This window comes from Brucella sp. MAB-22 (assembly GCF_025908475.1).
Classification (GTDB): Bacteria; Pseudomonadota; Alphaproteobacteria; order Rhizobiales; family Rhizobiaceae; genus Brucella; species Brucella anthropi.
Genome location: NZ_CP109782.1, coordinates 1,590,722 through 1,606,074, shown reverse-complemented (window position 1 = coordinate 1,606,074; position 15,353 = coordinate 1,590,722). Strand labels below are relative to the sequence as shown.

Below are 15,353 nucleotides of genomic sequence, written 5' to 3'. Positions count from 1 at the left end.
GATGCGGATATCTAACATATTCCAGCTTGGAGTGAAGGAACTGCGTGGTTTGGCGCGCGATCCGATGCTGCTGATCCTGATTGTCTATGCCTTTACGCTTGCGATCTATACGGCATCGAAAGCAATGCCCGAAACCCTCAACAATGCGGCGATAGCGATTGTCGACGAAGATCAGTCGCCGGTTTCGAGCCGGATCACGACGGCATTTTATCCGCCATATTTCGTGCCTCCGAAGCTGATTTCATCCTATGAAATGGATGCCCGGATGGATGAGGGGCTTGATACTTTCGCACTGAACATACCGCCGAATTTCCAGCGTGATCTTCTGGCGGGTCGTTCGCCGACAATTCAGCTCAATGTCGATGCAACCCGAATGAGCCAGGCCTTTACCGGTGGCGGCTATGTGCAGTCGATTGTGTCGAGCGAGGTAAGCGAATTCCTCAATCGCTATCGCGGTAGCGCACAAACGCCGGTTGAACTCAATCTCAGAGCGAGATTCAATCAGGATTTGAACAAGGGCTGGTTTGGTGCGATCAACAATGTGATTTCATCGGTTACGATGCTATCGATCATCCTGACGGGCGCGGCGCTCATTCGGGAACGCGAACACGGAACCATAGAGCATCTATTGGTAATGCCCGTGACGCCGGTTGAAATCATGGTCAGCAAGATTTGGTCCATGGGGCTTGTCGTGCTGGTTGCTTCTGCATTCGCATTGGTCTTCGTGGTACAGGGGCTGCTTGCCGTTCCTATCTATGGGTCGGTGTCGCTGTTTCTCGTTGGTGCTGCGCTCCAGCTCTTCGCAACGACCAGCCTTGGTATTTTTCTGGCTACGGCGGCCGGTTCGATGCCGCAGTTCGGAATGTTGCTCATGCTGGTGCTTTTGCCTTTGCAGGTGCTTTCGGGAGGGACAACACCTCGCGAAAGCATGCCTGAAATCATCCAGACAATCATGCTGGCAGCGCCGAATACGCATTTCGTCATATTGGCCCAATCGATCCTGTTTCGCGGAGCAGGGCTGGGTGTCGTCTGGCCGCAATTTCTGGCGCTGATCGTCATTGGCTCTGTGCTGTTCTACTTCGCGCTTCAGCGTTTCCGTGCGTTCCTGCGATAGGAAAATTCTTTAAAATCAGGAGGCTGAATCCATTCCCTGCGAATGTGATTCAGTTTTCTGTGCCGGATTGTGCTTTAGTGGAGTTGCGAATCCTTAACCATGTTGCTATCGCAATTCTCAGGAAACGGTTCCGCTGTTCAGGCGGATGAAAAGGGAACACGGTGAAGCCATCCTGGTTGATGCCGCGACTGCCCCCGCAACTGTAACCGGAGAGCTATCCTCCACAGCCGTGCAAGCGGTAAAAGCCACTGAGAGCAGTCGATGCACTCGGGAAGGCGGAGGGAAAGCGACGACCCGGAAGTCAGGAGACCTGCCGTATCCGGTCACCCATGCATGGATACGGGGTGTGTCCAGGCGCGGCTGTCCGTGGCGGTGACATTGTTGAAATGTTGCCGTCAGGGAGAAGGGCCTTCAGTGCCACTATCACTTCAACCTGCGGTGCGAGGAAAAGCCGGTATCGTTCTTCGGTTCGGCGGGTTGAGGGAAAATGCATCTTTTGAAATCATCTGTTTTATTGGTATCGGCCAGCGTTCTTGCGCTGCCGTCCACGACGCTTGCTCAAAGTCTGCCGAATAGTGCTGACAGTGTCGTCCTCGATACAATCGTGGTTACACCATTGCGCCGCGCGTCTTCGCTGCAGCGCTCGACCTCATCTGTAACGGTTATCGATTCAGCCGATATCGAACGGTCGGCTGCTCCCGATCTCCAATCGTTGCTGAAGTCCTATAGCGGTATCTCCATAAAGACGAACGGCGGGCAGGGCTCGTCGTCGGACATTTACATGCGTGGCATGTCTTCCAAGCAGACGGTTGTTCTCATCAATGGTGTGCGCACGGCGTCGGCGACAACCGGAGCAACTGCGCTTGCGAACATTCCTCTGAGTTCCATCGACCGTGTTGAAATTGCCAAGGGCTCTCATTCTGCGCAATACGGCGCCGATGCCATGGGCGGGGTGATCAATATCATCACCAAGCAAGGCGGAGCCTGCGGTGAGCGCTCGTGGTGCGGCAGTCTTTCTACCGGTGTCAGCCATCCATGGGGTGGATATGCTTCCGGGACCATACAGGGAAGAAGCAACGACGGTGTCGACTATGCCTTTAGTGCGGCCATAACCGGCACGCAAGGATATGACTTCACCACATCGGATGCCTATGGTCATGAACCAGATCGCGATGGATTCTTGCAGGGCTCGTTCAACTTTGCCCTATCGAAGGATTTCGACTGGGGTAAAATCTATGCAGACGGTCTCCTAAGCCGAGGGCGCAATCAGTATGATGCCAAGGCACCGTCACCGAACCAGGCCGATAGTACCGCATTTACGGGCAAGATCGGAACACGCATCGATCATACGGCGGATTGGTCATCCACGCTGGAATTCAGCACCGGTATCGACAACAGCCGTAACTTCCGGAAAGACGTGAGCGGTTCGGACCAGTTTGAAACCAAGCGTTATGGCGTTTTTGCCTCGACCGAGAAGAGTTTCGACACCGGCACGGTCAACCACACCGTGACCGCTGGTGTGGAAGCCTATCGCGAGGAGATCAACACCACCGTTGCTTATGATGAAACCAGCCGCGATCTGGCTGCAGTATTTGGTCAGTATTCGCTGGAGTATGAGGCGCTGTGCTTCGATGGCGGGCTGCGTTACGACCATAATGGGCAGTTCGGCGATGTCGTGACCTACAATCTCGGTACGAGTTATGAAGTTCTGCCGGACCTTGTTTTGCGGTCATCCTACGCCACGGGTTTTAGGGCGCCGACTTTCAACGAGCTTTATTATCCAGGCTTCGCCAATCCTGATTTGCAGCCGGAAAAGTCCCGATCATATGAAATCGGCTTGAACTGGCAGGCTACGGCTTCGACAAGTCTTGATATGGCTTTCTACCAGACATGGTTGCGTGATGCGATTATGAGCACTGCGCCAACCTATCTGCCTTACAATGTCGCAAGTGCAAGGGTTACAGGCTTTGAAGCTACGCTGGCGCATCGTTTTGATGATCGCTGGGGCGTCAAGGGTTCTATCGACCTGAAGCAGCCAATCGATGAGGATACGGAAAAGGATCTTCCTTATCGTGAACGTTTCAAGGCTGCGGCGGAGGTCAATTTCACGCCGATTGAACAGCTCGATCTGACTGCAAGAGTGATCTATGGCGGTTCGCGTTATGCTGATGCTGCGAACAGCAAGAAACTCGGAGACTATGTGACTGCTGATTTCGTGGCACTCTATTCCATCGACAAGCAATCGCAGTTGAAGTTCTCGGTGGAGAATATCTTTGGCAAGGACTATCAGACCAGCTCTGGCTATATTGCGCCGGGGCGCACCATCAATGTCGGATTGACCCGGAATTTCTGAGGCTGAACAGGGAATGAAAAGGGCGTCCGCAAATTGGATAACCAGCTTCTGCCTCGCGGCGGGGCTGGCCCTATTCGTTCGAAATTCAGCAAACGCGGGGGACATTCCCCATCACGTCGTTTCCATCAACGTATGCACCGATCAGCTGGCATTGTTGCTGGCCAATGAGGGCCAGTTGCGATCGGTTTCTTACTTGTCGCAGGACCCGGAACTATCCGTGATGGCTGCAAAAGCCCGCGAGGTGCCGGTCAACCATGCGCAGGCAGAAGAAGTCTTTCTGATGAAGCCTGACCTTGTGCTGGCGGGCACATTCTCGTCGAGGGCAACGGTTGGGCTATTGCGCAGGCTCGGTGTTCGTGTGGAAGAGTTCGCGCCTGCCCGCACGTTCGGCGATATAGAGGATCATCTGCGTCGCATGGGCGAGGTGCTCGGAAGACAGGCGGAAGCCAGCCGGGAAATCGACAAAATGAAAACTGCTCTGGCGGCAATCCAGCCTCCGATCCGTCGCAAGACGGTCGCGCTTTATTATGCCAACAGTTACACATCCGGTCGGGGGACGCTGGTTGATGAGGCCGTGCGTCTTGCCGGGCTTGATAATCTGGCCGACAAGGCAGGGATCAGCGGTTCTGCGCCGCTGCCGCTGGAAAAGCTGGTGCTCGAGAAGCCGGATATTCTGGTGCGTAGTTCAAGAGATCGCGCGCCTGCGCTGGCTTTCGAGAATTTCGAACATCTGGCACTGCGGGCGCTTGAAAAACAGGCGAGGGCGGTGACGATAGCGGATAATCTGACGGTTTGCGGTGGTCCATTCAGTGTGGAAGCTGTGGCAGAACTTGCGGAGGCGGCGCGTGACTGAACGGAACCGCTTCTATCTTCTGCTCGTCGGACTGGCCATGCTTGTGGTTTTGCTTTTCATCGTTTCACTGCTGACAGGGCCTGCTGCGATCAGTATGACTGACAGCCTCAGGGCGCTTTTCGGCGATGATAGCGAAATGATCGCACTCGTCATGCGTGAAATCCGCCTGCCGCGGGCACTGCTCGCGCTCCTCATCGGCGCTTCTCTTGGATTGTCTGGCGCTGCCTTGCAGGGCTACCTGCGCAACCCGCTCGCGGAACCCGGCCTGCTGGGTGTGAGCGCATCCGCGTCATTCGGCGCTGTTATTGCTATTTATAGCGGTCTCTCGCTTCTGTTCCCGCTGGCTTTGCCGCTCCTCGCGCTTGCAGGTGCCTTTGTGTCGGTGTTTCTCGTCAAGCTTCTGGCGGGGCGCAATGCCGGTACGCTTGCGGTCATATTGGCCGGTGTCGCGGTGACCAGTCTCGCCGGTGCATTGACGGCGCTGGCGCTGAACCTGTCGCCCAACCCATTTGCCGCAATGGAAATCGTCTTCTGGATGCTCGGATCGCTGGCGGATAGATCGATGACGCATGTGGCTCTCGCCGCACCGTTCATCCTCATTGGCTGGGTGATGCTTCTGGCACTCGGGCGGTCACTCGACAGTCTGACACTGGGGGCTGATGCTGCGGCAACGATGGGCGTCAATCTGGCTCGTGTGCAGCTTTTTGCCGTGCTGGGCACAGCGGCCTGCGTGGGTGCTTCCACCGCTGTCGCCGGTGCAATCGGTTTCGTAGGACTGGTGGTTCCTCATCTTCTGCGGCCGCTTGTCGGTGCGCGTCCATCACGATTGCTGATTGCAAGTGGCTTCGGCGGGGCTGCCCTATTGTTGGCGGCAGACGTATTGGTGCGCGTCGTCATGCCGGGACGGGAACTGAAACTGGGCGTCCTGACGGCAATCATTGGCGCACCGTTCTTTCTGTGGCTTGTGTTCAAGTATCGGAGGCAACTCGTATGACATCGCTTTCGATAAAGAATCTTTCAGTGACGCTTGGCGGGAAGGCAGCACTCAGCGACGCAAGTTTCGATATTCATGGCGGTGAATTCATCGGACTGATCGGACCTAATGGTGCTGGCAAGACGACATTGTTGCGCGCCATTTTGGGACTTGTGAGGTCCAGCGGGGAAATTTCGCTCGACACGGGCGATGTGCGCCACATGAGCGCTTCGACAAAAGCACAGAACCTCGCTTATCTGCCGCAGGAGCGTGATGTCGCGTGGCCGGTATCCGTGGAGATGCTTGTTTCTTTGGGACGCTCCGCCTTGAAGCCGGTTTTTGCGAGCATGAGCGCACAGGATAAAATGCTCATCGAGACCGCAATGCAGCGTATGGATGTTACCCGATTTCGGGAACGATCGGCGATCGAGCTTTCCGGCGGAGAACGGGCACGCGTGCTGATTGCGCGCGTTCTGGCGCAGGATACGCCCGTAATACTCGCCGATGAGCCGGTGGCTGGGCTCGACCCTTCTCATCAGCTTGGATTGATGGAAAGTTTTGCCGAACTTGCAAAAGAGGGGAGGACTGTTGTCGCCTCATTGCATGAGTTGAGCCTTGCGGCACAGCATTGCACGCGCCTTATTTTGCTCGACAAGGGACGTATCGTTGCAGATGGGGAGCCAACGAAAGTTCTCACGCCGCAACTGCTGCACGACGTCTATGGTATTCGAGCGAAAATCATGACGGTGGATGGCGAGTTCATCGTCCATCCGACCTCACGTATTGGCTAGACATTTTTCCACCGATGCTCGCGGGAAGAGGCGTAGATGGTTTCTACAGCCTTCTGGACTTCATAACCTTCGCGGAAATCGGCGTGATTGGTCTTCTGCCCCGCAATGGCCAACAGGAAGTCGCGAACTTCGATCGTCTTGAGATCGTTGAAGCCGATCTGGTGGCCGCCCGCTACGCAAAATGCGCCATAGGGGTCGTGTTCGGGGCCAGCAAAGATCTTGCGGAAGCCTTGTTGTCCTTTTTTGTCGGAAAAGAGAAACAGGTCGAGCTCATTGAAGCGTTCCTGCGAAAAGAACAGGGAGCCTTTCGATCCAGAAATTTCGAAGTCGTGCTGCATCTTGCGACCGCAGGCGATCCAGCTCGCTTCGATTGTACCCGTCGCCCCGCTTTCAAAACGTACAAAAGCACGGCAGATATCGTCTACTTTCACGGGTTTCATCTGCGAAAGGTTGAAACTATCTGGGCGTTCATTGATGATGGTGACGGCGTCTCCCATGACCGTTGTTATCGGCCCAACGAGATAGCGCGCGGCGGCAATGATGTGACTGCCGATATCGGCTAATGCTCCGCCCCCACCTGCCGGATCGAGCCGCCAGGTCCACGGAATGCGGGCATCGGCCATGAAATCTTCGGCATGAATACCGCGAAAACTGCGAATTTCACCTAGCTCTCCGCTGTCGATGATTTCCTTGGCCAGTTTTATCATAGGGTTTTTCAGATAGTTGAACCCAACGGCTGTCTGAACACCTTGCTGTTCTGCGGCGAGCGTCATTTCGAGGCACTCGGCAGCGGTGGGTGCAAGCGGCTTTTCGCAATAAACGTGTTTGCCCGCTTCAATGGCGGCGAGCGCCATCTCCTTGTGAAACCGGTTTGGCGTCGTGATGTCGATGAGATTGATATCCGGGCTGGTGATCAATTCCCGCCAATCTCCAGTGGCATTTGCAAATCCCAGTTGTTTTGCGGCTTTTGACGCCGTTTCAGAATTCACATCGGCCAATGTGTGAAGCTGCACATCGATAGGTAGGTCGAAAACGCGATTGACGTTAGCGAGCGCAAGGGCGTGCGTCTTGCCCATGAAGCCGGACCCGATCAAGCCCGCCACCACAACCTCAGCTCTATCAGCCATTGTCATTCCTCCAGAAACGATGGTCGAAGCGTTTGGTGCTGCGCAACTCCTTTGGGAAATAAGCATATCGTCGGCAGCTTATGCGATTGACATGAGCTACCAGAAATGGAATTATAATTCTACGAGAATTTGTTATGAATGTTTCATTCTATTGAAAAGATCCACGATCTGCATGTGTTCACGGGTAAAACGCTTGGAGGAGCGCCGGAATACAGCAGGCGGAAGGTAAAGCGTTAACGCAAACCGGCGGGGAGTGCCGGACAAGGGAGGAGTGAACATGCAATCTCTATTGAAATCGGCAGTGGCCGGGGTGGCGTTGCTGGCTGCGTCTTTCGCAGCACACGCGGCCGATATTAATATCGTTGTCGTCAGTCACGGTCAGGCATCGGATCCGTTCTGGTCTGTCGTCAAGAACGGCGTTGCCGAAGCGGCAAAGGATACGGGCGCGAAGGTCGATTATCGTGCGCCAGAAACCTTTGACATGGTGCAGATGGCCCAGCTTATCGATGCGGCGATCAATCAGAAGCCGCAGGGTATTGTGGTTTCCATTCCAGATGCGGATGCGCTTGGACCATCGATCCAGCGTGCTGTAGCAGCCGGTATTCCCGTCATTTCCATGAATTCCGGTTCCGATGCCTCGAAGAAGCTCGGCGCTCTGCTGCATGTTGGACAGGATGAATTTGATGCCGGTAAGGTAGCAGGTGAAGCATTGAAGAATGCTGGCGGCAAAAAGGGCATTTGCGTCAACCAGGAAGTGGGTAACGTCTCGCTCGATCAGCGCTGCGCAGGCTTCAAAGAGGGCTTTGGTGATGTAACGGTTCTGCCGACATCGACCGATCCTGCTGAAAACGAAGCCAAGGTTCGCGCTGCTCTGGCATCTGATGCTGCCGTCGACACAATCCTGACGCTCAATGCGACACTTGCAGGTGAACCGGCCGTGAAAGCCGCCGCCGAAAGCGGTCGCAGCGGAATCCACGTTGCGACGTTCGACATGTCGGCTGGCTTCCTGGAAGCTGTTGAAAAGGGACAGGCGGACTTCGCCATCGACCAGCAGCAGTTCCTGCAAGGCTACCTTCCGGTCTCGTTCCTCGCGCTTAATGCGAAGTACGGTTTGATGCCGGGCGGCAATGTTCCATCGGGCCCGAACCTGATCACCAAAGACAAGGCCAAGCAGGTCGTGGAACTTTCGGCCAAGGGCATCCGGTAAGCATTGTTTCGACCATCTGATATCGAACCCGCCCATGAAAATGGGCGGGAACGGGTCTCTGTGCCCAGAATGCATCAGGAGAAGATCATGAGTGAGCCACTTCCCCATGAAAAGGCCAACACAGCGGCGCTATCGAAGGATGAGCGGCTTCAGTCGGCGAGCCCAATGCAACGGCTCCTGAGCCGACCGGAATTAGGAGCGGTATCCGGCCTGATCCTAATTACGGTCTTTTTCGTTTCAGTTGCCAATCCGGCGATGTTTACTGCTGCCGGCATCATGAACTTCATGGCTCCTGCTTCGCAGCTCGGCATTCTGGCAGTCGCCGCAGCGCTTCTTATGATCGGCGGTGAATTCGACCTGTCTATTGGCTCGATGGTAGCTTTTGCAGGCCTGATCTTCGCCGCTGCCCTTGTCGTCTGGCAGGTGCCGCTCGGTATTGCTATCATCGTCACACTGCTGTTCGCCGCTTTCGTGGGGATGGTGAATGCGCAGATTGTTATCCGGACTGGATTGCCATCATTTATTGTGACGCTCGCATTCCTGTTCATTTTGCGTGGTCTGTCGCTAGTCGGGCTGAAATGGGCAACAGGTGGCGCTACGCAGCTGCGTGGCGTGAAGGAAGCTGTAGCGGGCAGTTATCTTGCGGGCCTGTTTTCCGGCGATGCTTTTCAGGGACTTTTCGCCTGGATGGCTGAAAACGATCTGATTGACAAATTTCCCAATGGTGAGCCTTCGGTAAAAGGCGTGCCGGTCGAGGTTCTGTGGTTCATCGCCATCGCACTTATTGCAACCTATGTGCTGGTACGCACACGCTTTGGCAACTGGATTTTCGCGGCCGGCGGTGATGCTCTGGCTGCACGCAATTCCGGTGTTCCTGTCCGTCGCGTCAAGACAACGCTATTCATGTGCACGGCAATGGCTGCGGCATTGGTGGCTATTCTTACCGTTCTGGATGCCGGTTCAACTGATGCGCGCCGGGGCTTCCAGAAGGAGTTCGAGGCGATTATCGCTGCGGTCATTGGCGGCTGTCTGCTGACCGGCGGTTATGGTTCTGCAATCGGTGCGTTCTTCGGCGCGATCATCTTCGGCATGGTTCTGATCGGGCTGACCTATACCCAGATCGATCAGGACTGGTATCTGGTCTTCCTGGGAGGAATGCTTCTAATCGCGGTGCTCTTCAACAATTTCATTCGCAAGCGCGCGACCGGCGAGCGCTGAGAGGGAGATTTGCCATGACGACACCCATCATCGAAGTTCGCAATCTCGTTAAACATTTCGGTCCGGTCATTGCATTGAACGGTGTTTCATTGAGCGTCGAACCGGGGCAGGTCCATTGCCTGCTTGGCGACAATGGAGCCGGTAAATCAACCCTGATCAAGACGCTTTCTGGCGTGCACAAGCCGACCAGTGGCGACTTTCTGGTCGAAGGAAAGCCTGTCACCTTCAACAGTCCGCGCGATGCGCTCGATCATGGGATTGCGACAGTTTATCAGGATCTTGCGATGATCCCGCTAATGTCGGTCATGCGGAATTTCTTTCTGGGACGGGAACCGACCAAAGGCATCGGCCCGATACGCTGGTTCGATACGCAGCAGGCGGAAGAAGTTACGCGTGAGGAGATGCGCAAGATCGGGATCGATGTCCGTGATCCGCAGCAGGCTGTCGGAACGCTTTCCGGCGGTGAGCGGCAGTGTGTGGCGATTGCCCGCGCCGTCTATTTCGGCGCGAAAGTGTTGATCCTCGATGAACCGACTTCCGCGCTGGGGGTCCGGCAAACGGCGATGGTTCTCAAATACATCAATCTGGTGCGCTCACGCGGGCTGGGTGTGATCTTCATTACACACAATGTCCGTCATGCTCATGCGGTCGGTGACAAATTCACAGTTCTCAATCGCGGGATAACGCTTGGAACGCGAACGAAGAACGATGTGGACATGGACGAATTGCAAAGCCTCATGGCAGGTGGGCAGGAACTCGCCGACCTGACTGCTGAACTGGGCGGTCGGGTCTGACCGGGATTTTCGGAGCGTAGAATGAACGGACAATTCAATGGCAAAGTTGCCGTCATTACCGGAAGCACGCAAGGGCTTGGCGCAGCAACTGCGAAACTGTTTGCAGAGAGAGGCGCCAAAGGTCTCGTTATATGCGGGCGTTCGGTTGAAAAAGGGCGAGCGCAAGTCGATCAGTTGGCAAATCTCGGAGCCAAAGCGGTCTTCGTGCAGGCTGATCTTGAGAAGGTGGAAGACTGCCGCAAGATCGTTTCGGAAGCCGACCGTGTTTTTGGAAGGCTGGACGTTCTCGTAAACGCTGCTGGTTTGACGGATCGGGGCACCATTCTGGATACGAGCCCGGAATTGTTCGACCGCTTGTTTGCGGTGAATACACGAGCGCCATTCTTCCTCATTCAAGAAGCGATAGAGCTGTTCCGGCGCGACAAGATCGAGGGAACGATTGTCAATATTTCTTCGATGTCGTCCATGGGCGGCCAGCCTTTCATTGCAGCCTATTGCGCTTCCAAGGGGGCGCTGGACACACTGACCCGCAACGTAGCCTATTCGGTTTTGCGCAATCGTATTCGCATCAATAGCCTGAATATTGGCTGGATGGCATCAGACGGCGAAGACCGTATCCAACGCGAGTTTCACAATGCGCCGGAGAACTGGCTGGATGAAGCGGCTAAGAGCCAGCCTTTCGGAAGGCTGATTGAACCGGTCGAAGTTGCCCGCGCGATAGCATTTCTGGCTTCGGAAGAATCCGGCTTGATGACTGGCGCCATCGTGAATTTCGATCAATCCATTTGGGGCGCTTACGGTTCATCTCCACATCCCGATCAGCCGCTTTGAGCGTTTGATAGTATCTGTGTGTTTGAATGAACGGGATAGTAACCGGTTCAATAGCTGAAATGGCGCGGAAGGTATTTCGTTGAAATTACCAATGATTTTTGTGTTGCCTTGTTCGAGTATTGCTTGAGAAAGCCCAAAAATATTGTGAGGAACATTTACGATCCTGCTTGCGCTTGCAATTTCAGGTAGTTAGAGCATCTGTCTGCCTGACCGATTCAGGCTGTGTGTTTTAAGCAGTTGTTTCAGCCGTATTTACGCGATGTCGAAACCTCCCTTTCGTCAGTGAATTCGTTCTGGCAATGGCTTGCACAGACACCGTTTTAATTTGCGCTGAAAGGACCAGCATCGTGGAGCAGGCAAAGAACGGAACCCGTAAGGGTGGGCGCAAGGCGCTGTGGGCGGCAGTTGCGGTAATCGCTATCGCTGCTGCCGGTTTGACCGGATACAAGATCACACTTGAGAACACGATCACGTCGCAGCTTGAAAAGCGTGGCGGCAAAGCATCTTCCGTCGAAGCCGACTTTCTCGGACGTATTCATCTGCGCGACGTGACGTTGCCGTTGAAGGATGGCTCCAACGTCCGTATCGCTTCGGTTGACGGTCGCCCCAAGTTTCTGTTCCTGACCGGCATGTTGAATGCGTCGGGCATTGATACGGAGATCGGAAACTACAAGGTTTCCATTCCAAGCGTGGCAATCGAAGACGCTAATTTCGATACAGCCATGCTGAAGGATACTTTCGGCAATAGCGGTCTGACGCTGCCGGAACGCGTTGGTCGTTTCTCGGCAAAGCGCCTGACTGCGCAGGAAATCAAGGTTGTCCAGACAGTCGCGAATAACGAACAGAACATCGTCTATAAGGACGTTGCGCTGGAAGATATCAACCTCGGTAAGGTTGCTCGTTATACGGCGGGCGGCACGATTTTCGACTTCACGATCCAAGTGCCGGGTGAAGACGGCGAAAAAGTCACGGACAAGATGACAGGCACCATGGGTGCCGCAGAGGGCAAGGACATTGATGGTGTCTTCCTCGCCCGCCTCTATACCGAAAAGGCAGGCCCGGACGATAAGGAAGCAAAGCCGGTCTATGGCCCGTTTTCGGCGAAGAACATCGTCATGAAGACGAAGGATGCGAACTTCAGCTACGATGAGATTCGCAGCAACGGTTTCACGGCTCGTATGCCCGCCGTACCGTTCACCGAAACCTTGGAGAAGCTCCAGTCTCTCGAAAATGCGGACGAACTTTCACAGGAAGAGACGCGCGAGCTTATTCTTCAGTTGAGTTCCCTGTTCGACACGATCGGTAAGGGCGATGTCGAAATGCTCGGCATGAAGATCGAGCCAACTGATTCATCGAAAGGCAAGGGCGGTATCGAACGCGTTGCAGTTGCTTTCGACAATCAGAAGATGGATGCGACCATCAAAGGCTTGGCCTTCTCCGAAGGTCAGGACTACATGAAGATGGAGGAAGCTTCCTTGAAGGGCTTCTCCTGGGCGACTTCAGTCGAAGCCTTGAAGAAGTTTGCGGCGCTGAATGAGGACGAAGTTGAAAACTTCCCTTTCACGACCATGCTTCCGGAATTCGGCACGCTTCGGGTAGTGGGGATCGACGCCGATCTGCCATACGAAAAGTCTGAAGATGTGGACGCAGGCGAGGAAAATGCGGATGAAGGAGAACAGGCTGCAACCGAAGAATCGTCGGTTCCTTCGCTGCCTGAACGCATTCAGTTTGCCATGAAGAACTATGAAGTCGCTCTCAACAAGCCTTACAACGGTATTCCGACCGATGTGCGCGTCGCTTACGAAGACATGTCGATCAAAGTGCCGACACAGGCTGATGACGAGTTCTACCAGCAGCTTCGGAAGCTTGGTTATGATAGTCTCACCATGTCTTCAAACTTCGAAGCAAGCTGGGATGAGGCAAACCAGGATCTGATCATCAAGGACATTTCGATCAGCGGTAAGGATATGGGTTCCGTATCCATGTCTGGTTTGATGGGCGGACTGACGAAGGAATTCTTCTCTGGCGATAAGGTGATGATGCAGGTCGCTCTGCTCGGGCTCAAGGCCAAGCAGGTAAACCTGAAGGTTGAAGAAAAGGGCATTATCGCTAACGCGATCAAAATTTATGCCGAAGAAAAAGATATGTCGGAAGACGAAGTACGCGGCACGATGTCTCTGATGGCTGCAGCCGCTCTGCAAGAGCTGGCAGCGGAGCAGCCACAGTTGCAGGATGTTGCGACGGCGTTTTCGACGTTCTTGGCTAAGCCGAATATTTTCGAGCTGACCGTCAAGTCGAAAGCCGAAAAAGGCATTGGCGCTCTCGAAATGGTAGCTGCATCGCAGGATCCGACCTTGCTGCTCGACAAGGTCGATATCGAAGCCAAGGCGGAATGATCGACTATTCCGCTGATCTGAGTGAAACGCCGGCCTTTGGCCGGCGTTTCTGTAATCAGAGCTTCACCAAAACATTACACAAGGGTCATGCCCTTGATATATAAGGGTCCTAGTAAGCCTCGGAAATAACGAGGCCAACATGACCAGAAAAAATGTCCTGCTTATCGTCGTTGATCAATGGCGAGCAGATTTTATCCCCCACCTGATGCGGGCGGAGGGTCGCGAACCCTTCCTCAAAACTCCCAATCTTGATCGCCTGTGCCGGGAAGGCTTGACCTTCCGCAACCACGTCACAACCTGTGTGCCGTGTGGACCAGCAAGGGCAAGCTTGCTTACTGGCCTTTACCTGATGAACCATCGGGCAGTGCAGAACACTGTTCCGCTTGATCAACGCCATTTGAACCTCGGCAAAGCCCTCCGCGCCATCGGCTATGATCCCGCGCTCATTGGTTACACGACGACGACGCCTGACCCGCGTTCGACGTCCCCAAGAGATCCGCGTTTCACGGTTCTTGGCGATATCATGGACGGGTTTCGCTCAGTGGGCGCATTCGAACCCAATATGGACGGATATTTCGGCTGGGTGGCGCAGAACGGTTTTGAACTGCCGGAGAACCGGGAAGATATCTGGCTGCCAGAAGGGGAGTATTCCGTTCCCGGTGCTACCGACAAGCCGTCGCGTATCCCGAAGGAGTTCTCGGATTCCACATTCTTCACGGAACGCGCGCTGACCTACCTTAAGGGCAGGGATGGCAAGCCATTCTTTCTGCATCTAGGTTACTACCGCCCGCACCCGCCATTCGTCGCCTCCGCGCCTTATCATGCGATGTACAAGGCCGAAGATATGCCTGCGCCGGTTCGCGCGGAAAGTCCGGATGCCGAAGCGGCACAGCATCCGCTTATGAAGCACTATATAGATCATATCAGGCGTGGTTCGTTTTTCCATGGGGCGGAAGGCTCCGGCGCAACGCTGGACGAAGGCGAGATTCGCCAGATGCGCGCCACCTATTGCGGCCTGATTACGGAAATCGACGATTGTCTGGGGCGGGTCTTCGCTTACCTTGATGAAACTGGTCAGTGGGACGACACACTAATCATCTTCACCAGCGACCATGGTGAGCAGCTCGGCGATCATCATCTGCTCGGCAAGATCGGCTACAACGACGAAAGTTTCCGTATTCCTTTGGTTATAAAGGATGCGGGGGAGAACCGGCACGCTGGCCAGATCGAAGATGGGTTTTCCGAAAGCATCGATGTCATGCCCACCATCCTCGAATGGCTCGGCGGGGAAACGCCGCGCGCTTGCGACGGGCGTTCGCTGCTGCCGTTTTTGGGCGAGGGGAAACCCGCCGACTGGCGCACAGAATTGCATTACGAGTTCGATTTCCGCGACGTCTTCTACGATCAGCCGCAGAATTCGGTGCAGCTCTCCCAGGATGATTGCAGCCTCTGCGTAATTGAGGACGAGAACTACAAGTACGTGCATTTTGCGGCCCTGCCGCCGCTGTTCTTCGATCTGAAGGCGGACCCGCACGAATTCAACAATCTGGCTCAAGACCCCGGTTATGCGACTCTCGTTCGCGACTACGCCCAGAAGGCTTTGTCGTGGCGGCTGTCTCATGCCGACCGGACGCTGACCCATTACAGATCCGGCCCGCAAGGGCTGACAACGCGCAACCATTGATCTCAGGAGCAA

General features: G+C 54.9%; 12 protein-coding genes and 1 riboswitch. Of the genes, 11 read left to right on the top strand and 1 reads right to left on the bottom strand.

Annotated elements, in window-relative coordinates; translation table 11 throughout:
* Window position 1: 1 nt before the first annotated feature.
* From OHI65_RS17315 to OHI65_RS17295, 5 genes are all read left to right on the top strand, one after another.
* Entirely contained in the window at window positions 2-1,114 is a 1,113-nt protein-coding gene (locus OHI65_RS17315; RefSeq protein WP_012091811.1) for an ABC transporter permease, read from the top strand.
* Window positions 1,115-1,222: 108 nt separating this feature from the next.
* Window positions 1,223-1,447, top strand: a riboswitch (cobalamin riboswitch).
* 154 nt (window positions 1,448-1,601) lie between these two features.
* The gene (locus OHI65_RS17310) at window positions 1,602-3,467 is read left to right on the top strand and encodes a TonB-dependent receptor domain-containing protein (protein ID WP_125300126.1); all 1,866 of its coding nucleotides are present in this window, start codon (window positions 1,602-1,604) and stop codon (window positions 3,465-3,467) included.
* A gap of 13 nt (window positions 3,468-3,480) precedes the next feature.
* A complete protein-coding gene (locus tag OHI65_RS17305; protein WP_125300127.1) occupies window positions 3,481-4,320 on the top strand; it encodes an ABC transporter substrate-binding protein in 840 nt (279 codons plus the stop codon).
* On the top strand, window positions 4,313-5,314 hold the full coding sequence (locus OHI65_RS17300) for a FecCD family ABC transporter permease (RefSeq protein ID WP_094513868.1): 1,002 nt from the start codon (window positions 4,313-4,315) through the stop codon (window positions 5,312-5,314). The genes OHI65_RS17305 and OHI65_RS17300 overlap by 8 nt, the downstream gene beginning before the upstream one ends.
* On the top strand, window positions 5,311-6,084 hold the full coding sequence (locus OHI65_RS17295) for an ABC transporter ATP-binding protein (protein WP_125300128.1): 774 nt from the start codon (window positions 5,311-5,313) through the stop codon (window positions 6,082-6,084). The genes OHI65_RS17300 and OHI65_RS17295 overlap by 4 nt, the downstream gene beginning before the upstream one ends.
* On the opposite strand, the gene OHI65_RS17290 is transcribed toward OHI65_RS17295, so the two are convergent.
* A complete protein-coding gene (locus OHI65_RS17290) occupies window positions 6,081-7,211 on the bottom strand; it encodes a Gfo/Idh/MocA family protein (RefSeq protein WP_125300129.1) in 1,131 nt (376 codons plus the stop codon). The two genes, OHI65_RS17295 and OHI65_RS17290, sit on opposite strands and share 4 nt — an antisense overlap.
* Window positions 7,212-7,488: 277 nt before the next feature.
* On the opposite strand from OHI65_RS17290, the gene OHI65_RS17285 reads away from it, so the two are divergent.
* The 6 genes from OHI65_RS17285 to pehA all read left to right on the top strand — a co-directional run bounded on the left by OHI65_RS17285 (window position 7,489) and on the right by pehA (window position 15,341).
* On the top strand, window positions 7,489-8,418 hold the full coding sequence (locus OHI65_RS17285; RefSeq protein ID WP_012091817.1) for a sugar ABC transporter substrate-binding protein: 930 nt from the start codon (window positions 7,489-7,491) through the stop codon (window positions 8,416-8,418).
* 87 nt (window positions 8,419-8,505) lie between these two features.
* Window positions 8,506-9,636: an ABC transporter permease gene (locus OHI65_RS17280; protein ID WP_012091818.1), complete on the top strand. Its 1,131-nt coding sequence runs from the start codon at window positions 8,506-8,508 to the stop codon at window positions 9,634-9,636.
* Between the two features lie 14 nt (window positions 9,637-9,650).
* Window positions 9,651-10,430: an ATP-binding cassette domain-containing protein gene (locus OHI65_RS17275; RefSeq protein WP_010659800.1), complete on the top strand. Its 780-nt coding sequence runs from the start codon at window positions 9,651-9,653 to the stop codon at window positions 10,428-10,430.
* 21 nt (window positions 10,431-10,451) lie between these two features.
* Window positions 10,452-11,261, top strand: a complete 810-nt coding sequence (locus tag OHI65_RS17270) for an SDR family oxidoreductase (RefSeq protein WP_012091819.1) — start codon at window positions 10,452-10,454, stop codon at window positions 11,259-11,261.
* A 347-nt stretch (window positions 11,262-11,608) separates the two neighbouring features.
* On the top strand, window positions 11,609-13,657 hold the full coding sequence (locus OHI65_RS17265; protein WP_125300130.1) for a hypothetical protein: 2,049 nt from the start codon (window positions 11,609-11,611) through the stop codon (window positions 13,655-13,657).
* Window positions 13,658-13,796: 139 nt separating this feature from the next.
* The gene (gene pehA, locus OHI65_RS17260; RefSeq protein WP_125300131.1) at window positions 13,797-15,341 is read left to right on the top strand and encodes a phosphoric/sulfuric ester hydrolase PehA; all 1,545 of its coding nucleotides are present in this window, start codon (window positions 13,797-13,799) and stop codon (window positions 15,339-15,341) included.
* Window positions 15,342-15,353 lie beyond the last annotated feature (12 nt).